Below are 26178 nucleotides of genomic sequence, written 5' to 3'. Positions count from 1 at the left end.
CATTACATATTATTCCGCAAGGCGTTTGCACTCTGTCGTTCATCTATCTCGATCCTATATTGTTATGAAGCAAACCTTTCCGAACGCCGGTACTTAGGTTGCGTCTTTTGCAACCTTATGTACCGCTGCGTTGAGGAATAGAGCGAAAGCGTTTTGCGGAATAACAAGTATAGGATCGAGATAGTTAGACGCAAGCCCTACCACTCGAGGACGATCGCACCATAGGTTAAGCCGGCGCCAAATGCTGACATTGCAACCTTGTCACCACGTTTTAAGCCGCCATCACGCACCAGACTGTCGAGCATGACAGGTACACTGGCAGCACTCATATTTCCGGTATATCCAAGTGTCATCGGGAACTTCTCGATCGGCGCTTTTAACCGCTTTGCTACTGATTCGATGATACGGACATTTGCCTGATGAAGAACGAAATAATCAATATCATCGGCTGTCATATCTGCCTTTTCCAGTGCTTCGAGCAGGCACTTCGGACACTGTCTGACAGCGAATTTGTATACTTCCTGTCCATCCATATGCAGATAATCATGCTCAATTCCATCTTCCGTAAATATATTGTGAGTACGTCTGCTCTCGCAGTTCAGAACCATTCCCTTCTTACCGATTGATCCCTGTACTACACTAATAATTCCCTTGTCGGATTCTTCCAGATACGCTGCACCTGCTCCATCTCCAAACAACACGCAGGTCCCACGATCGTTCCAGTCGAGGATCTTGGATAATGTCTCCGCACCAATTACCAGTGCATTCTTAACAAAGCCTGTCTCGATGTACATTTTTGCCACATTGAGTGCAAATACAAATCCTGAACATGCAGCATTTACATCAAATGCAATGGCATTGTCTGCACCAAGTTCCGCCTGAACCTGACATGCAGCACTCGGTGTATAATAATCCGGTGTTACTGTTGCAAGCACGATCAGTTCTACATCGATTGCTTCTTTTCCTGCCATCTCCAAGGCTTTCTTTGCAGCCTCTGCTGCCATTCCTGCAGTTGTCTCATGTACTGCGATTCTTCTATTCTTAATTCCGGTACGACTGGAGATCCACTCGTCCGAAGTGTCTACATATTTCTCAAGGTCTGTATTTGACACATTTTTTTCCGGTAAAAAGCTTCCGGTTCCCATTATTCTTATTGGCATAGGTTTTCCCCTTTGTATTTTTTTATTGTTATATATCCCTCATTTTAGGCTTGTTTTCATTCGGTCTATATATCTTCCTGCATTGTTTAATCCCGCTTAGTATAACATAACATACCAATTCCAGCAATTCCCTGTAAAGAATCTATGTGCATTCCTTTTATAAGTCGCTTAGGTCTATTTCATATATCATCTGATCTGGCTCTTTTTCCTGATGAAAAAAGATGACCATATACCAGGGCAGATATGTGATCCCATTCTCTGACTCTATATTTCCTTTTGAAAAGACAACCGACTCTTTAAATTTCCAGTTTTCAACCTGTAATGCACGATCCAACGCTTTATGTTTATGGTAATCATTTCCAGATTTTACTTCTACAAGCTCAACCGACAAACCTCTTTGTAATACAAAATCTAACTCTCCAATCTTTTTTGAATCATAATAATTCAAATGAAAGCCACCTGCATGAAGGTTCTGTGCAAACGCATTTTCAAGAATACTCCCCATATTAACATCCACGTTTCCCATTAGCAGATCGAACTGAACATTTTCCATACAAGCCGCACACAGCAAACCGACATCACCCATATACAATTTGAAAAGATTTCTCTTTTCGCTTAACTGCAATGGCGGCTGAGGTTCTGCTACGTTATAACATGCCAGTGCGACTCCTGCATCTGTCAGCCAGTTAAAGCAATCCTCGTATCGTAACATTCTGGCATCCGGATGGATACTACTAAGTTTAAATCTGCGATTTTTTTCATTTAACTGGGATGGAATGCCATCATATATTGCTTTGATCTTTGCTTTCTCATTCTCTGATGCGTATTTTGCAATATCCAATCGATATAAATCCAAAATACTTCTCTGGTTCATAACAACCTTTGCTATATCATGTGTATCTACATAAATCTGTACATTCTCCGGCATTCCACCTACCACAAGATAACTATAAAACAGCTTGCTTAATGTTTCATGTATGGAATCTGAAACCTTCGTTGTATTATCATAACACCCTTTCAAATATTCAAATGTTGATGACTGTATACCATTTGCCCACATGTACTCCTCAAAATCAAGAGGATACATCTGTAATATCTGTTCAAAACCAACCGGATATGAACTGATTTCTTTATACCGGACTCCCAACAGCGAACCTGATTCTATATAATCAAATCTTCCATCCTCCACAAGAAATTTTATTGCGGCTCTTACCTGTGGGCATTCCTGCACCTCGTCAAATAAAATCAATGTCTTTCCCGGTTCCAGACGTGTCTGTAGATAAGCTGTCATATTCGTTATGATTGTTTTGACAGTCAGCTTTCCATCAAATATTTTAAAAGCATTTTTATCGGTTACAAAATTAATTTCTGCAAAATATTCATACTCATTTGCTCCAAATTCACGAATTAATGTTGTTTTTCCAATTTGCCTTGCACCAATTACACATAATGCTTTTCCTTTTTTACTATTTTTCCACTTCAACAGTTCCTGATATACTTTTCTTTGTAACATTTCTTTCTCTCCATAAAATAAACATTATATATATTATTGTAACGTTTTTCTTTGTTTTTGCAAGGCAATTTGTAACGTTTTTCTTTGTTTTTTACATGTTTATATAACATATTTCGCATTTATTTGTATATTTCGGTAACATTTTTCTCATTTTTACAGGTCGATTTGTAACGCTTTTCTTCATTTGCAAAATTACTCTATAAATTAAAAAACCGGTGCTTTTACGCAGTTACGCAAAAGCACCGGCTTTTTTGGGGTCTTATATGATTAACATTTCCTTTCAGAGGAATGCGTGTGTTACTTTGCTATTCCGTCTGTACAGAGAATGGAGCATTTTATCCTTCGATTGAAATATATTTACTTTCCTCAACCTTTGGCTTCTCTTCTTTCTTTGGTACGCTGATCTTTAAAACACCATCTTCAAATTTTGCCTTGATGTCTTCCTTTTCAACTGCCTTACCAACATAGAAGCTACGGCTGCAAGAACCACAATATCTTTCACGGCGGACATATTTGCCTTTCTTGTCCTGATCGCCTGTTTCTTTCTTCGTTGTACCTGTGATGGTCAGATAACCATCCTTCAATTCTGCCTTTACATCTTCTTTCTTGTAACCAGGCATATCAATATCCAGTTCAAATGAACCTTCGGTCTCTTTTACATCTGTCTTCATAATATTAGCAGGCTGTGTATAACCTGTTGTCACTTTATAAGGACGTGCAAAATCATCAAAAAAATCATCAAATAAATTTTCTCCAAAAATACTAGGCATCAACATAAGTCATTCCTCCATTCAAATACATACATTTTATTCTTTTGTGTGCTGACCATTGTCAGAACACGTAATTGTTATTTTTCCGGAACTCCGGAACCTCCATCAGTCTCTATCTGATGTCCTCTCCTTCGTTCTAATTATGTTATACCACTTGTATTAGCACTCGTCAATAGCGAGTGCTAATAATTTTTGTGAAAAATCTGTGAAGTCTTGTAGATTATTCTCCTGCACACATCCCCCGCTCTGCCTTAAGCTTTTCATTTGCCGCTTCCACATTCATTCTGGAAAGTATAAGCAGGATTAGTATATCAAATATCAACGGCAGCCACAGATACATGAACTGCATCATATCAAGAGCCGACTGTGGCTGAACCGCCATCGTTCCTTTATAACCGGACAGTTCAAGGAGCCAGCCGACAACCGCCGTTCCGATTCCTCCTCCGATCTTTACACCAAGCGAAGTACAGGAGTACATAGTTCCGTCAACCCGCTTTCCCTGTGTCAGGTAGGTATATTCGGAACAGGAAGCAATAACCGCATTCATATCTCCCTGCCAAGGTCCCTGGCCTAGCGCTGCAAGAGCTGTAAATGCCAGCATAAGCGGGATGTTTCCAATATAGCCGGCAACAACAACCAAGGCTCTGCCAATAACCGCTATGATATATCCTCTAAGGTTCAGCTTATACATGCCCTTCCATTTGCCAACCAGCGTCGGTGTAAATATCAGTGCTATAATGAGGGGAATATTTACTGCCCAGGCAAACTGCCCGAACAGATTCTTATTCTTAAGAACCCATGTCATATAGAACAGACCCGCACCGATCATGGCACTGTAAAGCTGCTGCAAGATGTAAGTTCCACAGATCATAATATAATATTTGTTCTTAATAAGGAGCTTAAATGCCTGAACCAGACTATACTTCTCCTCGGTTTTCTTCGGCTCTCCATCGTTTAATTCTTCCTCCGGAAGCTCCTTCACAGACAGACCGGAGATCGTATTTACCACAAGACCAACTATCGCATAGATGATTGCTACTAATCTCCATGCCGCCGCATCTCCACCGCACCAGTCCACGAATCCGACCGTGATCGTCTGGATCAAAAGGCTGGTTGAAAATGCAAATATAAACCGATAAGAACCCATCTGAACCCGTTCTTTGCTGTTCTTTGTGATCAGTGAGGTAAGTGCCGAATACGCAATATTATTTGCCGTGTAAAACACACCATTTAACAATGTGTATGCAATGAAAAACCATGTATACTGTGCAGCCTTACCCATACCGGCTGGAACTGCAAAACATGCAACCAGCGTGATTGCACAGCCAATATATCCATAGATCATCCATGGTCTTGCCTTTCCCAGTCTGCTGTGTGTCTTATCAATCAGGGATCCGAAAAATACATCCGTAAATCCATCAAATAATTTGGATACCGCGATCAGTGTGCCGACAATACCTGAAGCAAGTCCGACCGTATCCGTCAGATATACCATGACAAAGGATGTCAGAAACGCATATACCACATTTCCCGCGATATCTCCCGAACCATAACCTACTTTATTATACCATTTTAAATATTTCTTCTCTTCCATCCGTATCTCCTCCTAATTAACCCCTCACAAACGGTACCAGCGTGAAATCAAACCGGAACTCATTTTCACTGAACCTGTATTCATCCAGAACAACCGGGCCACAGCTGTTCGAACCGATTCCATTCTGTGCATGATCAATACAGAGCACCGTACTGTCGGCTTCCGTAAGCTCATAATTGTGTTTCGTCTGCGTAAGCACTTCCTGAGTGTAATAAGAGGCATTAAATGAAAATGTATGTTCTGCTGCAACAGCCATTCCATATCGTTGATTTGTCAGTTCCACATAATCACAGTCATAGTGGCTTCCATTCTCCTGCGGCATGATATAGTCCTCATGAAGCTCCTGCACAGAACTTCTGAACAAGCCGTGGCTGGCAGCCCTGTGCTTGTCGCGGTAGCTTTCCTGTGGCCCCATGCCATAATAGGCAGCCTCAGAAAGCTTCTTATCCAGAAACATTCTTATACCAAATCTTGGAAGATCCGGGAGTTCTTCATCTTTTACTGCTGTTATTCCCGCAGCAATTCTGCCTGCGCCATCTATTTTCCACATAATCTCTACATCGATCAGCTTTTGAACGGTTGGAGCTACCACACCTGCATGGCACATGATCATTACTCCGAATTTGTTCTGAAGGATCTGTTCACTATATGCTCTTGTGTATGCCTCATCATAATGAGCCTTCTCCCATTCTGCCCGGATATACATATCGTTATCTGTAGGCGCACGCCAGATGTTAAGCTCCATTGGATGATTCAGATATTCCCTGCCTGCATACTGAAGTCCGCTGAACAAGCCGGTACGCTTATCCAGCCGATATGTGAAGCCATCACCATTTAACACGATCCATGCATCGTCTTCCTCTACCCTGATATCGGATACTTCCACATCCGAAGCCGTCCATTTGGCAGCTGTCTGGTTTCTTCCATCTTTATTCTCAAGCAGAAGTTCATCAAAGCCCAATACATGACCCGCAGAAACTAACGGAAGCTCTTTCTTTAACTGATAAGAAAGCTTCAGATATACTCTGCCTGCCGTAGGAACATCGATATCAAGCCCCACGGTGCAATCACTGTGTGGAGCAGCCGAAGCACCCACTACCTTGCCCTTCTGAACACTTAAGCCATCCTGAGTTACCTCATAACAGATATCCACAAAATCCTGAATATCATCAAAATCCATATAGTTATGAAGGGTAAGCATTCCTCTCTCCTGATCAAATGACCGAACTCTGACCGGGCGGTAGACATTTTTGTATTCGAGCAGTCCGGTATGCGGGGTTCTGTCCGGATACACAAGACCATCCATACAGAAATTACCATCATGTATCGCCTCTCCATGATCTCCGCCATAGTAATACTTCGTCTTTCCGTTTTCCGCTTGATCATGCGCAACTGCATGGTCGCACCATTCCCATACAAATCCACCGCACATGCGGTCATCACTGTGGATCATTTGGAAATAATCTTCAAAATCTCCGGGACCATTTCCCATGCTGTGGCAGTATTCAACCAGCAGAAATGGTTTGCTTCCGTCCTTTTCCAGATATTCCTCGATCTCTGACAGCGCTGGGTACATACGGCTGTACAGATCCAGATTCTCATAATTATAGGTCACATCATAATTTCTGTATCTTGCACTTTCATACTGGGTAATACGGGATGGATCATACTGCTTCGTCCATGCAAGTGCCTTTTCAAAATTGCAGCCATATGCACTTTCATTTCCCATCGACCACATCACGATACAGAAACGGTTCTTATCTCTCTCGACCATCCGCTTCACCCGGTCAAGAATAGCCGCCTCCCATTCCGGATTGTCTGCAATCTTCTCATTCCACTTTTTGAACCGGTTGTAGTCAGTATCCTCTTTGCGATATAACATATATGGGCCATGTGCTTCTATATCCGCCTCGTTGCATACCATGAAGCCATATTTGTCACACATCTGATAAAAATACGGTGCATTTGGATAATGACTGGAACGGATCGCATTGAAGTTGTGCTGTTTCATAAGGGTAAGATCCTTTTTTATCTTCTCCACATCCACTGTAAAGCCGGTTACCGGATCAGAATCGTGCCGGTTGACACCGCGGAATTTGATCTTCTGTCCATTGAAGTAAATAACTTTATCCTTTATCTCTATCGTTCTGACAGCGATATGATCAACGATCGTCTCATTTTCACTCTGCAAAATGAGTGTATACAGATATGGATTCTCGGTGTTCCAAAGTGTCGGCTGTATAATCTCAAATGTGAAAGCTCCGTCATGCTCTGCCTGTCCTTCCGCTACAACCACACCATTCCTGTCTTCGATCGTAACCTTAACCGCTGTCTCCTGATAAAAGCTCAGATCGAGCTTCACCTCAGCCTTTTCCTTTAAAACAGAGGTCGTGATGCGGTAGTCGCGAATGGCGCACTCCGGTCTTTTCAGAATATAGACATCACGGAAAATTCCACTCATCCGAAATTTATCCTGATCCTCCAGATAAGAACCATCACACCATTTCATGACAAGGACAGCGATCGTATTTTCTCCCTCTTTTAAAATGTCTGTCACATCATACTCACTGGTCATATGGGATACCTGACTGTATCCGACATATGTCCCATTTATCCACACATAGAAGCAGCTATCCACACCTTCAAAATTCAGAAATGCCTTTGACGCATCCACATCCTTTGCATAAGAAAAGGTATGCACATAAGCTCCACACGGTATATCCTGTGGGACATATGGTGGGTCAAATGGAAATGGATAGCGGATATTTGTATACTGGTGTGTATCATATCCTGCCATCTGCCATACGCCCGGAACCTCGATCTCGTCAAATGCTCCGGTGTCATATCCCATCTCATAAAAAGCATCCTTCACATCATAAATACTTTTAAAATATTGGAATTTCCATTTTCCATTTAATAACTGTAACCGATCTGATCCTTCTCTGTGCTCGACCAGATCATCCATCCTACAGGAAGCCGGTACATAGTATGCCCTTGCAGGCTGTGTATTTTCATGTAATACATTCAAATTCTCATAATAACGTGGCACTATCATAAGTAATCCTCCCTTATATGTACTTTTTTGTTTTCAACTATTCTTATGTTTTTGATATTATTTGCAAATATTATCTTGTTATTTCGTTTTGTCTGTATTTATCATACACTTTAACAGCATTTCTGTCTATGAACCGGAATGGACAGAATATGGACAAAATGATACAATATCAATAAATCTTTTTATACTACAATCCTACAAATAAAGGAGAGCTTCATCATGTATATAAATACCGGATACCTGAATCATTCCTATCTTGATTTCAAGGACAAGCGCAGACCGCTTATTGTCGGAAGCTGCGGAACATACCGCTTAAGTGGCGACCCGAAGATGCCTACCTATCGTCCTAAGGGCAGACAGGACTACCAGATCATCTATATCGCATCCGGGCTTGGACATTTTCATTTTGATAAAGCTGAGAATGAGACGATCGTTCCTGCTGGCAATATGGTACTCTACCGCCCGAAGGAACTACAGAAATATGAATATTACGGTGCAGATAAAACAGAGGTTTACTGGATTCATTTCACCGGCTCCGATGTGAAGAATCTTCTGAGGAAATATGGATTTAAAGATAACCGGAGAGTATTCCCTGTCGGTTCCTCTCTGGAATATGAACATATATTTAAACAGATCATCCTGGAGCTGCAGCGTTGTCAGGATGATTATGAAGAAATGCTGGCTTTACTGCTGACCCGCCTTTTAATCGTATTCAAACGGGAGCTGTCACGCGAACATATCCTGAAAAATGAATATCTGGATCGTGAAATGGACTATGCAGTTTCCTACTTTAATGAAAACTATAATAAAGACATCAGCATAGAACAATATGCCGAATCAAGAGGAATGAGCGTGAGCTGGTTCATACGGAATTTCAAGAAATACACCGGCATGACCCCAATGCAGTTCATCGTGTCCCGCCGGATCAACAACGCCCAGCTTCTCTTAGAACAGACGAACTATTCCATAAATGAAATAGCCAGGATCGTAGGATATGATGATCAGTTATATTTCAGCCGGCTGTTCCGGAAACAGAAAGGCTTCTCTCCCTCTCAATATCGGAAAAGAGGGATAGAAGCTATTAAATAAAAAACAGATATTTCTCTACTTCGGTCAGGGAATCCAGAATGACATCCGACAGCTCCTGCATTTCTTCCGTGACCGGTGCAAGATCCGGCACCATGATCGGATGCAGTCCCGCTGCATGTGCAGAACGGATACCATTATAAGAATCCTCTATGGCGTATGCCTGCTCCGGCATCACATGGATCTGTCTGCATGCTTCCAGATAGATATCCGGCTCCGGTTTGCTCCGCTTTACCATATCTCCGCAAATAACTCGATCGAAATACGGAAGGATACCTGCATCCCGAAGCTCCTGTTCGACAACTGCTTTCCTGGTAGAAGATGCCAACGCAACCTTTCTTCCATTCTTTTTTAATGTCTGCAACAGACCGGTAACTCCCGGCTTCATCGGAAGCTTTCCTCCCGCCGCCTGTTCATGGAACAGTGCCGACATCTCCGCCTTATACTCATCATAAGGAAAATCTGCTCCATACACCCCAAGCATCAGTTCTTTTGTCGCATCTTTATTCAGTCCCAAACATTTGTGACAGGTGTCTTCTATGTTCTTGATTCCATATTTATCTGCAACGACCTGCCAACACTTTATGACCAGCAGCTCCGAGTCGAATATAACCCCATCCATATCAAATATAACCGCTTCAAATCGTTTCATCATTCTCACCAAACCTTTTCAATATTTTACTCATTCCAGTAATCTAATGTTTCCTGCTGCACAGTCTCAATCCCAAACAATTTCCACATAAAATCTTCCCTTTCATGATAAAGATTAACTATACAAATACATTCATCCTCTATACGATAAAATACATAATTATGAGAAATAAAAAGGAACCGATAATCTGTATCTACACCAAACATCTGTGAAACTGCCGGTCCCTTTTTTTCATTCGTGCCAAGATCCCTTATAGCATCTGTTATTTTCTTAACTATTTCTATTGCTTTGTCCGCCCCATAACTTTGTGTAATGGCTTTTTTTAATTCTCTCAACTTGTCTGCTACGTCCGGCGTATATTTTATTTTTTTCAATCACGCACCCCCAATTCTTTCTCAAGATCATCTGCATCAATCCAGCCTTCCGCATCCGCACGAGCTTCTGCACGTTTCAAATCAAGCATTACCATAACCAACGCCTGTTCCTTTAACGCCTCCTTACTGTTCGTAGTCACGATAAATGGCAAACCCTCGACATTCAAGGACTGTTGAATAAATGTATTAAAAGCATCTGTCAGTGTCATACCTGTTTTTGCATAAATATCTTCAACGGCTCTCTTTATCTCAGAATTCATTCTCACCTGAAAGGTCGAATCCTTTGGTGCCATTGCAACATTTAAATTTGTATTCATATCATACACCTCCTTTGTTTCAACATATCACAGCTTTTATCATCTGTCAATACATTGTCATTACAGATTAAGTTTTATAATACCCAATGTAAATTTTCCTGTAACACAACGAAAAAACAGACAAATATGTAAATTCTACATACTTGTCTGTTTTTCAGTCGATCGGCAACAGATAATTACTGCGCCTTTGCTGTTTTCTTCTTCTCTACTGCTTTCTTATTGTTCTTGCCATTCGCAGCATCCTTCTTCTTACCAAATCCGGTCTTGAAGTAGTACCACAATGGACCAGTTACACAGATAGAAGAATAAGCACCGATTACGACACCGGCCATCAGAGTAAATGCGAACTCTTTGATCGCTGCTACACCCATTACATATAATACGAAGATCGTAACAAATGTTGTTAAGGATGTATAAATATTTCTGGTGATCGTCTGGTTAATACTTAAATTAACGATCTGCTTGTAATCTTTCTTTGTTCCTGCATTTGCGATATTCTCACGGATACGATCGAATACGATGATCGTTGCATTGATCGAGTAACCGAAGATTGTCAGCATACATGCGATACAGGTATTACCAACGGATAACCGAAGTAAGATATACAGAACAAATACCATAGCTACATCGTGGCAAAGGGCTAATACCGCACTTACACCAAACTTCACATCCTTGAAACGGATTACAATGTAGATGAGCATCAGAACGGCTGCAAGTGCTACAGAAAGGAATGCATCCCTTGTCATATCGCTGCTGGCTGAACCACTGATATTATCGGAATTTGTTACTGTCGCACCGAGCTTCTCGCTGAGTGCAGCTGTTACCTTTGTCAACTGAGAATCATCACCCTGAGTCGTAAGCTCTGTGGTCTTGAATACAATCTCATTTGTACCGGAAACAGTCTGAACAGAGATATCTGCCTCACTGATGCCTGCTGCCTCAGCGATAACAGGAACAATGTCCTTCTCTGCCTCAGATAATGAATATGCTTTGTCAAATTCTGCTGTGATTGATGTACCACCTGCAAAATCAATACTTAAATTCAATGCACTTCCCTTTGTCTTTGCAAAGATCGGCATAAAACAGAAGCCGATCACAATGACAAGAACAGAAGCGATAATACAATATTTACCACCCTTTACGAAGTTGACCTTGCCTGGCTCTTTTGCCTTGCCAAAGAACTTCACATCATTTACACCAAGTGTAACAAGTGCATTTAACACAAGCTGTGAAACAACAAGTGCTGTGAATACGGATAATACGATACCGATTGCCAGCGTGATCGCAAATCCCTTGATCGTACCGGTTCCGAAGATACCAAGCACAAGTGCTGCGATCAGGGTTGTCACGTTACCATCGATGATCGCTGATAACGCATTATGGAATCCGGCTTTTACAGACTGCTTAACAGAAGCACCTGTTGCCAGTTCTTCTTTAATACGTGTAAAGATAACGACGTTCGCATCGACCGCCATACCTACAGAAAGGATGATACCTGCAAGACCCGGAAGTGTCAATGTAACATTGAACAGGTTCATAACAAGTAAGATCATAAATGTATAAAGTGTCAATGATAATGATGCGATCAGACCCGGAATTCTGAATACGCAGATCATGATAATGAAGATACAGATAATACCAATGATACCTGCTTTGATCGTTGTTGATACTGCTTCTGAACCAAGAGTTGCTCCGACGATATTAGAACGTACCTGCTTCAGTGTCAGTGGCAATGCACCGATACGGATCGTAGTAGCAAGGCTGTCTGCCTCTTCATATGTTGAAATGCTGTTGATAACAGCATTTCCGTCTGTAATTGCCTGCTGTACAGTTGGTGCACTTACAACTTCACCATCATATACGATATAAACGATCTTTCCTACATTTGCTGTTGTTACATCTGCAAACTTCTGAGCACCTGCTGTTGTGAATGACAACTGTACTACATTGTCATCACCGGTCTCTGTAGAATCGATCTTGGCATCTGCACCCTTAATATCATCACCGGTAAGAGCTGGAGTATAATCCTTACCCTGTGACCATAATTCATAATTCTCAGGATCTAAGAACTCCAACTTACCTTCGATACTCAGGTCTTCCAGAATTGCATCTGCATCTGTTACACCCGGAATCTCGGCAGTGATCTTACCATTTCCCTCTGAATATACGTTATGCTCTGTTGTATGGGAATCAATACGTTTCTGCAGCTTATAGATCGTATCCTGAACATCTGCATCACTGTAATCCTCATCCTGAATCTCATACGTTACACTTAAGCCACCCTTCAGATCAAGTCCAAGGCTTATATACTTTGCTTTTCCTCTGTCGCCTACACCAAACAATGCAACGTAGATGGAACCCGCAAGCACAAGCAGGAACAGGATCAATACCCATATGGCTTTTTTTCTTGCTTTCTTCATCTTGTTTACCTTTGTCCTCCTTATTGATTTTCTTCTTCATCTGCTAATGCGGCTTTGATCATGATCGCACATTCGATACGCTTCTTCTGAAGTTCACATCCGATATCATACGCATCTAATATATTTCCATGGAATTTATATGAGTTCGCCGCACAGCCACCGCTACAATAGAATCTTGCAAAACAGTCCTTACACTTGTCCTTTGCATAGACATTGCAGAGCTTAAACTCATCAACAAGTTCCGGTTTCGTAATACCTTCATTTACATTTCCGATGCAGAACCCATCCTCACCGACAAACTGATGGCACGGATAAAGGTCGCCCCATGGTGTAACTGACAGATATTCTGTACCTGAACCACACCCCGACAGACGTTTGGCCACGCATGGTCCCCCTGTCAAATCTATCATAAAGTGGAAGAAATTGAAGCCCCTTCCTTCTTTATGTCTTTTGATCATCTCTTTTGCAAGGATATCATACTGATCTAACAGATACGGAATATCCTCTTCCTTTATCGCATAAGGCTCGTCCGGCAGAGATACAACCGGCTCAATGGAGATCTGGTCAAATCCAAGATCTGCCATGTGTAATACATCCTTTGAAAAATCCAGATTGTTATGCGTATAAGTGCCTCTTACATAATAACTCTTTCCGGCACGCTTCTTTGCAAATTCCTGGAACTTTGGAAGTAACAGATCATAGCTTCCCTTTCCATTTCTGGTCGGACGCATGTAATCATGAATCTCTTTTCTTCCGTCGATGGATAATACGACATTTGCCATCTCTTTGTTGGCAAATTCCATTACCTCATCATTTAACAACACACCGTTTGTTGTCAGTGTGAAACGGAATTTCTTATTATGCTTCTCCTCCAGGCTTCTTCCATATCGAACGGTCTCTTTTACGACATCCCAGTTCATAAGTGGCTCACCGCCGAAGAAATCGACCTCAAGATTTACACGGTTACCGGAATTGGCAACGAGGAAATCCAGAGATTTCTTTGCTATGTCAAGTGGCATCAGACCTCTGTCACCCTTGTACTCACCTTCTCCTGCAAAACAATATCTGCATGCAAGATTACAGTCATGTGCAATATTGATACACAGAGCCTTTACCACTGTTTTTCTCTTTTTAAAATCAATGATATAATCTTTGAATATGTCTTCTGTAAATAGTGTTCCGTCTTCTACCAGGCCGGTTACCTCGTCATAGGCTTCCGATACTTCATCCTTATCATAGGATGGCAGCAATTCCATTACCTGCTCTTTTGTATGATTTTCGTAATTTGCAATAATATCATACACAAGGTCATCCACTACGTGAACAGACCCACTACATACATCGAGTACGATATTATATCCATTACTTTTGTACTGATGTACCATACAAATTCTCCCATCTTGTGAATTAATTTTTCTGACACGCAACGAAAGAGGACTGCCATTTGTTTGACGGTCCCCTTTGTGGTTGTCTGTCTACAATGATCTCTTACTTGTTCTCAGCATTCTCACAGCTCTGATTTCCGACTGTGCATGATGTCTTACAAGCTGACTGACATGATGTCTGGCATTCGCCGCATCCACCTTTAACCATTGTGTTCTTCATTGTTCTGTTTGTGAGTGTCTTTATTCTCTTCATAGGTACACTTCTCCTTTTTATGTCATATAGCGAAATTATAACACAACATGCTTTAAAGTCAAAGTATTTTTACGAAAAACTTGTCTCTAACCTAGCATTCCGCCAAGCATTCCGGCTGCGAGACACAGGATCACATTCGTTAATGTTCCTCCGGCAGAGATGTGGATCGTACCATTCATAATGAAAGATACAATACCGATCACCAGCACATAGCACACTCCGAGCATCAATCCCCAGATATACTTTTGCTCCTTCACCATCTTGCCGGTAAGAAAACCGCCAAGGAACACAGAGATGCCATGAATGATGATAATACTCAGATGAATCGCCGTTTCACCCAGCCCCAGCTTGTACATGAGGAGTGCCGTTACAAGCAGCAGGATCGCTGTTATTATGTAAGATACCGCAAGTGCCTTTAACAGGCTGAAAATTTTCTGTCCTGTAATCATAGAAAAACCTCCTGACACTACTATATGCCGAAAGGTTTCCTTTCATTCCAGAGATCAGCCTCTATTCTGCTATATCGATCATTTTCAGATGTCATTTTCGAAGTCAAACTGCTTCATCAGTCTTCAAATAATTCTGTCAGTTCAAATATATCGTTGCTGATACGGTCTGCTTTCTTCTTCGTTTCCTCATCCGGCTGGATCAGATCGATCACCATAAGGGTATACAGTCCTGCATCGTGGGAGGCTATCACACCATTAATGGAATCCTCTACTCCAACTGTCTCCTCCGGCTTCGTACCAAGCTTCTCACAGGCTTTCAGATAGATGTCCGGGTATGGTTTTCCGCGCTCGATCTCATCCCCACAGATCACATCATCAAAATACGGAAGCAATCCGCTTCGAATCAGTTTATCCTCTGCCCGTTCCCGATCCGTCGAGGTTGCAACCGCCATCTTGATTCCTCTTGCCTTTAAAGTCTTTAGTGTCTCGATCACGCCATGCTTTAATTCAACGCCATGCTCATTCAGATATGCTTCGACCATATCCACTGTGCGTTGTCTGAATGCAAGATAGTCAAAATCTTCGCCCATCTTTTCTTTCATCACATGCGCATTTGTCTTCTTGGTTCCACCTGCCATCCGGTCACAGATCTTCGACATCTCATTCTCCGGGATACCGATGGACAATCCATTCTTCAACCAGCACATTCTGTATACCTTCTCGGAATCGATCAGGACTCCATCCATATCAAATGCTACCGCTCTTAATACCATTTATGTCACCTCATTGAAAGACCACGCCTGTTTGGGCGTGGTCCCTTTCTTTCTATGTTTTAATTTACTGCTGTGCTTTCTTGCGCTTTCTGAGTATGATCCAGATTATGATTCCTGCAAGAATAAGAACTGCAAGAATGATCAGAATGATAACAACCGGTGAAAGCTTCTGTCTTAGCTGGAAGGAGAATACTTCTCCCGTCTCAGCATCAAAGGTTGATGATACGTTACCGGCCGCATCTGCTGCTGTTACCTTCACTTCATATTTTCCATAATCAGATACCTGGAAGTCATATGAATTTGTATCCTTATACAACGTTGGATCAATAGTCTTGCCATTGATCACAATCTCCGTGATCGTATCATCCGGGTCTTCCAGTCCGATCGACATTGTAAATGGATTTCTTACAACGCTCTTATCGTCCACACCACTTATAATGATTCGAGGTGCAGTTCCGTCATAGGTGAAATCAAATGTATTCGTAGTCTTATGTCCGACCTCATCTGTTACTTCAATCATCATCGTATGATATCCGTCTGTCAGATCGGAGAAATCAACGAAATCGATTCCATCCAGCTTAACACTTGCTGTAAATACAGAAGTATCATTTACAGTCCAGAATGCATCATAGCCTTTATCCTTGATATCCGAGAAATCTTTGCTGTTCAGCAACAGATCTCCATTCTCATTTCTGCGGGCTGCAAAGCCTTCCATCTTCTCTGTATTCTCAACCGATGGCGGGGTATTATCTACCGTGAACGCCATACTGTAATCCTTTGCCTTATTACCGATCGCATCCTGTGCTGAGATCTCAACTGTATAGACACCATCATCTTCAAACCGCTGGCTGCCTCTGCTGACCTCAGAACTGCTGCTGAAGTTCTTAAAGTAGCCGGATGATACATCTTTACCATCCTTATGAACGGTGATCGATACTTTATTTGTAGCAAAGAATGTCTCCTTTACTTCCAGATTCATGTCTACATAGTCTTTTGAATCATCAGAAGCACCACCGACGATCTGGTATTCGCTTATATTTGACTTCTTGCTGTTTACTGCCGTTACAAATAACTCAGGCGCATTCTTATCTACCTTGAATGTCTTCGTTACGGCAGCCGCTGTATTGCCAACCATATCCTTTGCATTAAATGTGATCGTATATTCACCATCTTCTGTAAAGGAATATGTAGCTGTATGTGGATTACCACTTGAGAAATTGCCTGTATTCAGTGTAGCTATATTTGTTGTTCCTGCTCCGTCTGTCTTCTTTGTGATAGTTGCCGTAACATCTGTACTGCCAAGTGACGAACCATCATAAGAAAATGGGAATGCCTCATTTACGGAAAGAGTCGCTGTACAATCCGTTGTCTGAGAATCCGCAACACCTGTAATTGACAGAACCGGTGCGGTCTTATCGATTCGGAAGGTTACATTTTCTGCAATCTTCTTATTTCCGGCTTTATCCTCTGCAGATACGGAAATCTCATAATCACCTTCATCGGTAAATACAAGATCCGGATTTGCGGTAGTTGTCTTCCAGATTTCTTTTCTGTAATCCTTATTATATACAACTGCTCCGGAAGCATCCTTCCTTATCACATGTACGATGTATTCTTTTCCTTTATAATTATCTGCAATATTTACATTTAAGGCTACATTCCCATTGTTCAGCTTGCTTACGGTCGCTATACCGATCGTCGGAGCCGACTTATCAACAATGAAGCTAACCTTATCTTCCGCAAGGTTTCCGAATGCATCCTCTGCTTTAATCTTCAGGTTATAGATGCCTTCTGCATTTCTCTTAACCTCGAATGTACCATCTGTACCATTTAAGACAAATACATCATCCGCATCTCCGTTCACAGATTTATTCTTATCAGAAACTGTTATCTTATGCTTCTTTTCAAACTGCTCTTTTACATTGATCTTGAATCTTACGCCCTTGTTATAATATCCGTCATTCTCATCCGGATAAGGTGTGATCGTAATCTCCGGTGCTGTTCCATCCACTTTGAATTTGGATGCATTCTGATCATAAATCACTTCATTTCCGGCCTTATCTTTTCCGACCACTGTAAAATAATATGAACATGCCTTGCCATCCATCTCATCACAATTAGCGGTTGCCGTCAGCTCATTTGCACTGGTCTGCTTTACTTTAACGGTTTTCTTCTTATACTTTGTGCCATTGTAGTATTTATAATGCTGAATAACAGTGAAGTCATCCTTATCAAGTGCCTCATTATCTGTAATTGTGATCGCAACCTCTGTACCTGTCGACAAACCATCTTCCGGCACACCATCAATCTCTGCCTCCGGTCTTTCCTTGTCGATCGTGAACTGCATCTCGGTTACGGCATCTTCATTGCCTGCTCCGTCTACTGCAACGACAGTCCAGTCATAGAAGCCTGCCTTGCTTGCAGAGAATTCAAATGTCTTCTCACACAGATCGTCAAGTGTATATGTCTTGATCGCTTTCTTCTTATAATCAGAAGCCTTTGTTGCAAGATCATAGTCTTCTGTATTCAGAAGATATACAACCGTTCCAAGTGCAAATTGCTCTTTTACATTTGCTTTAAATGTAACCTTATCATTGTAATAATAATCTTTTTCCTCTGATACGATATCCGGTGTTACTGATATCTCCGGATTCATATCATCGTAATAGAAGGTCTTACTTGTCGTGCTTGAAACATTCCCTGAATTATCAGTTGTTTCCACATTGAAATAATATTTCATCGGCTTACCGTCAATAACCTCACAGGAATTAACAGTTGCCTTTGTTGTCTTAATATCTGTATTTTCCGAAAGAACAGTTAGCTGTCCCTTTGTACCGTCATAAGTTTCATAGTATTCAGTAATCTTTACTTTATCAGCGCTGATTCCATAATCATCTTTTACATTGATCGTGATCGGATGTTTTGAATCATTTCTGTATATTCCATTGTCAGGAATACCGGTAAAGCTGATATCTGCAGGCTTTCCGTCGATCACAAAATGACAGGTCGCTGTATTCACATTTCCGACTTCATCATATGCGTATACTGTCACTTCATACGTGCCGGCTTCACTATATGTAAATGCTGCAGATGCATTCTTACTTGCTGTTACCTGCTGTTCCTGCTCAGCAACTGCCTTTCCATCGCAGATTGCTTCCGCGTTAAATGATGTAATGAAATGGTTATCCTCCGCTGATGCACTTACCGTAACCGCCGAACCATTCCAGTAGCTCTTAAGATTCAGGCTTCCGTCATCTGCCATATCGGCGATCGCAACGCGATCAGGGCTAATGCTGTCGATCTCAAACTGATATGGAATACCTTCATCAGAAACATTCTTTGATATACCGTTTCCAGCCATATCATCGATATAGAATGTGATCGTATATGGCTGATTCTCCTGAATACCTGCTGTCAATTCAAACGTCTGCTCTAACTCTTTTTTCGGATCCGTCGATAAGTTTTCAGACACGATCTCCTGTCCGTTCTGATCTGTAATCTTATAACTCCTGATTGCAATGCTGTCCTTTGCAGCTATCTTGATCTTAGGAACTGTAGTTTTTGAATAATAATATACATTATCGATACCGGCTTCATAGTCTACAAATTCCATCGTTGTAACAGATGGAGCACTCTTATCGTACGCGATCGTACAGCTCTTTTCTGTTGTATTTGCATCACTCTCAAGATCTATATAATGATGCTTTGTCTTGATATTGAAAGAATAGACTCCTTCTTTTTGTAATGTATAAATAAGAGTAAGGGTTGTATTTATACCGGAACTATTCTTCGCAATCGTCGGTGTGATCTGTTCACCTGTAGTACCTGTTACATCCGAATCCCTTCTTACCGCATTACTGATCACATCGTTCTGATCAAGATCAAGTCCTGTAACCTTGTATGTTACTGTAACATTATTGCCACCTGTATATACAAGATCGGAGAGATCTAACGGTGTACCATCCGCATTTGCCGTAATTTCGTCCGTAAGTGTTTCATTATTTACGATAACCGTAAACTTCTGTGCAGCTTCATTTCCGGCTTTATCTGTGACAGTCACAACGACATCATATACGCCTGCATCTGCAAGTGTCAGAGTGTTGTCTGCCGCTAATGCTTTCTCACTTCCGTTTACTGTAACCTTTGTACTTGCTACGCCACTTCCTGTTCCGACATCGTTTCCCGGATCTGTAGCTGTAACAGTCAATGTCTCTCCTGTTGCCCCGCTTACTACATATTTCTCATCCTGTGCTACAGCTGCATTCTTAACTGCACTCGTTACTGTTACTACAGGCTTTGTTGCATCCAGATTAAATGTGACATTTTTGATGCTGTCCAGTTCCATACGATTCGTTACTGCATAAGAGATTGTATGTACACCATCTTCCAAATCTACTGTATCACTATCCCAATCTGTATATGTATAAGTATATTTATTTCCATTTGCGGATACTTCTATATTCCTATCAAACGGTGTGCCATCAAATGTTGCTACAACAAAGTCAATCGGTGAATGATTTTCTTCTGTCTTTACATTCTTAACTGCAAGTCTGCTATACCATCTATCAGAATTATAGCTGTATGAACCAAGGCTTGTAGATGCGGATACTGATGTTCCCTGATATGTGTTTACAACACCACTTACGAAATCCGGTTCATCATCATCGATAAATACGATCGCACCGTTTTCGTCAAATGTATATGTAGAGACTTCTGTATAGTCTGAATCGCATACACTGATCGCAACTTTATAATCTTCTCCGGTTGCTGAAGACTTCGGAATCGATACACTTGCTTTATAGCAGCCTGCATCTACATCCTCTGTCATATCTGCTTTCTGCCATTCTCCCCATACAGCACCATTTGCCAGTCTGTATTTCAGGGTCAGCGGCATAAGGCTTCCATCTACTGTCTCCTTTGCAGAGACAGTTACTTTGATCGAAGCATCTACCTTATTCAGAAGTTCCTGAATCTTGTCTCCAACCTTCTTTACCGTTGTATTCTCACTTGCTGTTACATCTGTAATCTGAACTGTCGTTGGATAAAGGATCTTTACAGCCGATACACCAGACTCTCCGCCGCGGTTTGTAACCGTGAATTCATAAGTTCCGGCTTCATTAACTGTTAATGCATAATTACCATCGTCATCTGCATCTATGATCGTCTCTGCACCACCATCCACAGTATAAGCTACCTTTGTGATATCAGCAGGGTCTTCTGATTCCTGACGGATATATGTATCATCTGTACCATCAGCAATCGCCAGCTTAATATTGACAGATGATCCCGGTTTTGCATAATAATAACCTGTTTTAGCGATCAGCTCATCGCTCTCTGTTACAGACGCCTGAATCGTCGGAACCGGTACTGCCGGAACCGGATCATTACCTTCGTCACTATATACGGCAACGATACCGGCAAAGTCATATATGCCCTCTTCCTTCGTTGTCTTATATACAGCGAACCGGTACTCATCATCCACCGTTTCAACCTTTACTTTTTTGATCTTGGACGCTTTCTTTGGTGCATCCTTCTCATCTGCATCACAGGAAGTTGCTACCTTCTGATCCTCATTAGCATCGTCAGCATCGAGTGCTTCCATCAGATAGTCGCCCTTAAATGTAACTGCCGACTCTAACGGAACCGTAATCTCAATCTCCTTAACACTGTCAATCTTAACGCTTCCGTCTTTTGCTTCTTTATACTTTACTTTCTTTGGAATATAATCTTCCAGATCAATGACCTCTTTTGAGAACTCATCTTTCGCCGCTATTCCAAATCTGTTATCTATCGCCACCAGTGACAACAGCATAACAGCCGTCATGACCAACGCGATCAATCGATGCAAATACTTATTCTTTTTCATATTGGTCATTCCCTCCTTATATTGATTCATCTGTATGTACTACGACGATATCTGTTACTATCTTGAAACCTGCACGATCCTTTATTTCCGGCTTCGTTCCATGAACCGCCTCATTTAAAAGAACGTTCGTTGCTTCTTCATCCGATGTCAGAACATTAGTTGCTTCCTCATCATCCACCGCTGCCAGAATATCGGTTGCTCCTTCTGCATCATCTTCCATCATCAGAACATCGGTTGCTCCCTCCATATCATCTTCCATCGTCAGAACATCGGTTGCTCCCTCTGTATCATCTTCCATCGTCAGAACATCGGTTGCTTCATCTGCATCATCTTCCGGCGTCAATACGTCAGTTGCCTCATCGTAATCTACATCCGCCGATAATATATCAGTTTCTCTCTCGTAATCATCCGGTTCTGTTAAGATATCTGTCTCTTTCTCGTAATCATCCGGTCCCTGTAAGATATCTGTCTCACGCTCGAACTCATCCATCCGGCTCTGCTGTTCTTTCTTAAGCTCATTGACTGCCTTTTGATACCGTTCATTACCTTTCTTTTCCAGTTCTTCTGAACGGGAGGTCTTCCGTTTGATATCTCTTACCTCGATCTTTCCGGTACTATCCTTAGACTTGATCGCGTCCTTCTTGGAAGCACCGCTTCCCTGAACACTCTCATATCCCTTTTCCCGGATCTCCCTGATCTGCTTTCTCGCGGTACTTCCGGACAGATCACCGATCACCTTTGGTATATCTAACTTTACAAACAAAATAACTGCAACAACCGCAAATACAACTGCAAGAGCTATGCCACCGAATAACATTATATTGCATATAGTTTCATTCATTGTTATCACCCTCACTCTCACTTAGCAGCTGCTGTGCCATCAATTACTCCGGCAATTGCAGAATTCACGATTAACGAGTTCCATTCATTGTTACCACGATTTGCAAGTATATTAATCTTCTTACCTGCATTGTAAACTGCCTGTACCTTGGATATTCCTTCACTTCTCCACTTCTTTGGATTAGATCCGTATTCTCCCGAATATCTGTCGTACAGATAATTCAGATGACTTACATATATGTCTGCCGCAAAATCCTCTGTACCCATGCTGTCTTCTGCCGTCTTATATATCTTTTCAGCTGAATCATAATAATCTTTCTTACCGCTAGAAACTGCAAGTGCTATATATGTCTCAGCTTCTTCCTTCATATATTTGACATAAGATTTCTTTGTATTGTCAGAAATATTCTTGTCTGTAATATCGATACTTGCAAGATAACGATTCAATGCGTCAACTGCTTTCAGATAGAAGGATTCCCTCTGATCATCAGTTGTTGCATTTTCTGCTTCATAGGAATATACCGAATACAGGATCCTTGCGTACTGTGCTGTATAATACTTTACGTTTCGATCCTCAGGGAACGCATTTGATAATGCTGTACTATTCTCGTCCAGCTTCTCATTTGCTTCCTGCAACAGGGCGATCGTCCGTTGTGGCATATCGTCTGCTTCACTTCCAAGATTATCAACATATATTGAAGCGATATTCAGATAATTCACATATTTACTTGTATTGGTATCTTCCAGATTGCTGCTATTATATTCTTCAAAATTAAACAGGTTCTCTTGGCTGTTCGCAAAGTTGGAATTCTTCTTGATCTTATTCTCACAGATAGCGGAATAATAAGATGCCTGTGCAGCTTCATCCGGAAAGTTCTCTTTATCGTTTACCTGATTAAAATACTGCATTGCAGCTTTGTAATCCTGAATTTCATTGTAATAAAGGATTGCTACCTCATAAACAACATCATCCTGAACCTTATCAATATACTTGGTTACATACCGCACACCAAGCTTAGCTCCACTGTCCATGCCTTCGGATGATGTCTTCTCAGCATCTTGTGTGGCATCGTAATAATAAGCATATGTATCTAACAAACCAAGATATGCATCTGAAGATGTCTCATCCAATGCGATCGCATCTTTATAGATTTTGATTGCATTATTTACATCATTATCCTGTAATGCATTCTCTGCCTCTAAGATCTTATTGCTGTAATTCTGTTCCTTGATCTCATTCTTCTTCACGCCGCCGATCACTGCACATGCAACAGATGCCAATGACAATCCACCCATCGTACAAAACATGATCAGTTTCTTCTTTGCCTTTGCCCGGTACTCATTATCCAATTCATTGTAATGATCCAGCGCATACAGCAACTCTGAACAGGACTGATATCTGTCATTTGGATTTGGCTGACAACATTTGATAATGATCTGCTCAAGTCCTGATGAAAGCATCGGATTCCACTGTCTGATCGGCTTGATCTCATACGGCGGTTCACATGGATTCTTTCCGGTTACCAAATGATATAATGTCGCACCCAGATTATAAATATCTGTTCTTGCATCTGTATTATAGATACCATGTCCCTGTGCATCACCGAACTGTTCCGGTGCAGCATAACCTCTTGTTCCAAGGGCTGTCGTATCTGCATTATTCTCTATTACATATTCCTTTGCTGTTCCGAAATCAATCAATTTTACAGATCCATCCGGCTTTAACATAACATTGGATGGTTTCATATCTCTGTAAATAATAGGTGGATTCATAGAATGCAGGTAATCAAGTGCACTGGCAAGTGCGCGTCCCCACTCAATTACATCCGACTGCTCCTGCGCTCCCTCTGCCTTCAGGACTTCATTCAAAGGTTTTCCCTCAACAAAATCCATGATTACATAAATCGTTCCATTTTCATTTATGATGTCAACGATTCGCGGCAAAACCGGATGATCTACATTTTTAAGAATATTTGCCTCTCGTTCAAGACCCTTTAACAGAGTCTCAACGCTTTTGGAACCATCATTTTTGATCTCCTTAACCGCCCACTGTTTATTCAGTCGATTATCCATCGCCAGATAAACAATTGACATTCCACCCTGACCAACTTTTTTCAGTATTTCGTATTTTCCATCTAATACTGTACCTAATTCTGTCATCTTATCTCCCCACTACTCTGTCTTAATTAACAATACCGTGATATTATCAGTTTCCTTTCTGTACTTATCCAGTTCTGTAAGGAAAGCGCAACCCTCACGCATGGCATTTTCATCCAGCACCGCTTTCGGTCCGATACGATCCAGCATCTCATTCTCTGATATCTTATGTCGGAATCCGTCTGAGCATAACATGTAGCAGGCATTTTCTTCGATATATCCTCTGATAAAATCAGGCTCTACCACAGGTGATGCACCGATACACTGTAATAAAATACTTCTTCTGCTGTCCTTCTCTGCCTGCTCCGGTGTCAGTCTTCCGGCAGCAACCTCACGCGCTACAAGCGTCTGATCCTTCGTAAGCTGTGTGACCTCTGTTGTTAATTCATATACACGACTGTCTCCTACATGGATAATGTAGTAATGTTCTCCATACATCAACATTGCAGACAGAGTGGTACCGATCATGATCCCCTGTGCTTCTCCGTATGCTTTTAATTTCTCATTTTCATTAATTGCTATCATATCCCACTGTTGTTTCAATATGGAAGCATTAAATGTTCCGGAAAGCACCAGTTCCGGAAAATCCTTCTCGAACCAGTCGCAGTATGCACATATCACTTCTTTACTGGCAAGCTCGCCTTTTGCAAGTCCTCCCATACCATCACAGATAATTGCAAATACCGCAGATCCCTTCGGCGTCTCTGCAATCTTAATTGCCAGAGAATCCTGATTATTTTTCTTTTTTATTCCTACGTCTGTGTAATACGCTGCTTTATACTTCATACTTCTCTCCTGCTCTGTTGTCCCCACGCTTATCTTATATGATATACAAATTCTTCATCTCCCAATGAAACCTTTGCATTGTTTGTTAAAAATACATTTTCCTGCCCTGCTATATTTTTTCCGTTTACATATGTACCATTGGTTGACTGATTGTCTTTAATATAGCTGACACCATTCTTTCTCTCGATAATACAATGGATTCTGCTGACATCTGAATTATCGGTTACAGTATAGTCTGCCTTTGTTGCCGATCTTCCGATTGCAAATTCCGGCTTATTTATATAGATTTTTTCATTTGTTGCTGTTCTTAACAGATAAGGCACCGGTGCCTGTGGCTTCGGCGCATCTGTCTTCTGTTCCGGCATCGGTGGTACCGGTGCTGCCTCCGGCTTCTTCTCCGGCATCGGTGGTACCGGTGCTGCCTCCGGCTTCTTCTCCGGCATCGGTGGTACTGGTGCTGCCTCCGGCTTCTTCTCCGGCATCGGTGGTACCGGTGCTGCCTCCGGTTTCTTCTCCGGCATCGGTGCTGCACCATTCATCGGAGATACCGGCGGTACTATCGGCTTGCCGTCCGGTCCCATCTGCATTGGCATCGGGCGATTCGGCATCGGCTGACCGTTTGGCATCGGTGCTACCGGCTTGCCGTCCGGTCCCATCTGCATTGGCATTGGGCGATTCGGCATTGGCTGACCGTTCGGCATCGGTGCTACCGGCTTGCCGTCCGGTCC

At 41.8% G+C, this 26178-nt stretch carries 19 protein-coding genes; 1 reads left to right on the top strand and 18 read right to left on the bottom strand.

Going from position 1 to position 26178, the window contains the following annotated elements:
* Positions 1–197 precede the first annotated feature (197 nt).
* From GT641_RS05455 to GT641_RS05435, 5 genes are all read right to left on the bottom strand, one after another.
* Positions 198–1160: a beta-ketoacyl-ACP synthase III gene (locus GT641_RS05455; protein WP_117784645.1), complete on the bottom strand. Its 963-nt coding sequence runs from the start codon at positions 1158–1160 to the stop codon at positions 198–200.
* A gap of 157 nt (positions 1161–1317) precedes the next feature.
* Positions 1318–2673: an AAA family ATPase gene (locus GT641_RS05450; protein ID WP_161117010.1), complete on the bottom strand. Its 1356-nt coding sequence runs from the start codon at positions 2671–2673 to the stop codon at positions 1318–1320.
* Positions 2674–3008: 335 nt separating this feature from the next.
* Positions 3009–3449: an Hsp20/alpha crystallin family protein gene (locus tag GT641_RS05445; protein ID WP_118482811.1), complete on the bottom strand. Its 441-nt coding sequence runs from the start codon at positions 3447–3449 to the stop codon at positions 3009–3011.
* 214 nt (positions 3450–3663) lie between these two features.
* Entirely contained in the window at positions 3664–5037 is a 1374-nt protein-coding gene (locus GT641_RS05440; RefSeq protein WP_008401624.1) for a glycoside-pentoside-hexuronide (GPH):cation symporter, read from the bottom strand.
* A 16-nt stretch (positions 5038–5053) separates the two neighbouring features.
* The gene (locus GT641_RS05435; protein ID WP_161117009.1) at positions 5054–8092 is read right to left on the bottom strand and encodes a glycoside hydrolase family 2 TIM barrel-domain containing protein; all 3039 of its coding nucleotides are present in this window, start codon (positions 8090–8092) and stop codon (positions 5054–5056) included.
* Between the two features lie 219 nt (positions 8093–8311).
* Between GT641_RS05435 and GT641_RS05430 the strand changes: the two genes are divergently transcribed.
* Positions 8312–9181, top strand: a complete 870-nt coding sequence (locus GT641_RS05430) for an AraC family transcriptional regulator (RefSeq protein WP_008401627.1) — start codon at positions 8312–8314, stop codon at positions 9179–9181.
* Here the strand turns inward: GT641_RS05430 and GT641_RS05425 are convergent.
* The 13 genes from GT641_RS05425 to GT641_RS05365 all read right to left on the bottom strand — a co-directional run.
* The gene (locus GT641_RS05425; RefSeq protein WP_243143699.1) at positions 9174–9833 is read right to left on the bottom strand and encodes an HAD family phosphatase; all 660 of its coding nucleotides are present in this window, start codon (positions 9831–9833) and stop codon (positions 9174–9176) included. The two genes, GT641_RS05430 and GT641_RS05425, sit on opposite strands and share 8 nt — an antisense overlap.
* A 23-nt stretch (positions 9834–9856) precedes the next feature.
* Positions 9857–10204, bottom strand: a complete 348-nt coding sequence (locus GT641_RS05420) for a type II toxin-antitoxin system RelE/ParE family toxin (RefSeq protein ID WP_119963076.1) — start codon at positions 10202–10204, stop codon at positions 9857–9859.
* Positions 10201–10521, bottom strand: a complete 321-nt coding sequence (locus tag GT641_RS05415; RefSeq protein ID WP_161117008.1) for a type II toxin-antitoxin system RelB/DinJ family antitoxin — start codon at positions 10519–10521, stop codon at positions 10201–10203. Before GT641_RS05415 ends, GT641_RS05420 begins: the two co-directional genes overlap by 4 nt.
* A gap of 176 nt (positions 10522–10697) precedes the next feature.
* Positions 10698–12941, bottom strand: coding sequence for a protein translocase subunit SecDF (locus GT641_RS05410; protein WP_008401632.1), 2244 nt, complete (start codon positions 12939–12941; stop codon positions 10698–10700).
* Between the two features lie 20 nt (positions 12942–12961).
* The gene (gene scfB, locus GT641_RS05405; RefSeq protein WP_008401633.1) at positions 12962–14326 is read right to left on the bottom strand and encodes a thioether cross-link-forming SCIFF peptide maturase; all 1365 of its coding nucleotides are present in this window, start codon (positions 14324–14326) and stop codon (positions 12962–12964) included.
* 103 nt (positions 14327–14429) lie between these two features.
* On the bottom strand, positions 14430–14579 hold the full coding sequence (gene scfA, locus GT641_RS05400; RefSeq protein ID WP_008401634.1) for a six-cysteine ranthipeptide SCIFF: 150 nt from the start codon (positions 14577–14579) through the stop codon (positions 14430–14432).
* An 86-nt stretch (positions 14580–14665) separates the two neighbouring features.
* The gene (locus tag GT641_RS05395) at positions 14666–15028 is read right to left on the bottom strand and encodes a TIGR04086 family membrane protein (RefSeq protein WP_008401635.1); all 363 of its coding nucleotides are present in this window, start codon (positions 15026–15028) and stop codon (positions 14666–14668) included.
* Positions 15029–15144: 116 nt separating this feature from the next.
* On the bottom strand, positions 15145–15801 hold the full coding sequence (locus GT641_RS05390; protein WP_161117007.1) for an HAD family phosphatase: 657 nt from the start codon (positions 15799–15801) through the stop codon (positions 15145–15147).
* Positions 15802–15865: 64 nt separating this feature from the next.
* The gene (locus GT641_RS05385; protein ID WP_161117006.1) at positions 15866–21667 is read right to left on the bottom strand and encodes an Ig-like domain-containing protein; all 5802 of its coding nucleotides are present in this window, start codon (positions 21665–21667) and stop codon (positions 15866–15868) included.
* Positions 21668–21683: 16 nt separating this feature from the next.
* Entirely contained in the window at positions 21684–22508 is an 825-nt protein-coding gene (locus GT641_RS05380; RefSeq protein ID WP_008401638.1) for a hypothetical protein, read from the bottom strand.
* Positions 22509–22525: 17 nt separating this feature from the next.
* Entirely contained in the window at positions 22526–24667 is a 2142-nt protein-coding gene (locus tag GT641_RS05375; RefSeq protein ID WP_008401639.1) for a serine/threonine-protein kinase, read from the bottom strand.
* A 12-nt stretch (positions 24668–24679) separates the two neighbouring features.
* A complete protein-coding gene (locus GT641_RS05370; protein WP_165853027.1) occupies positions 24680–25450 on the bottom strand; it encodes a PP2C family serine/threonine-protein phosphatase in 771 nt (256 codons plus the stop codon).
* A gap of 29 nt (positions 25451–25479) precedes the next feature.
* A partial coding sequence (locus tag GT641_RS05365; protein WP_161117005.1) for an FHA domain-containing protein occupies positions 25480–26178 on the bottom strand: 699 nt, incomplete at its 5' end.

Source organism: Clostridium sp. BIOML-A1 (genome assembly GCF_009874105.1).
Taxonomy (GTDB): domain Bacteria; phylum Bacillota; class Clostridia; order Lachnospirales; family Lachnospiraceae; genus Coprococcus.
This window is presented reverse-complemented; position numbering and strand designations above follow the sequence as displayed.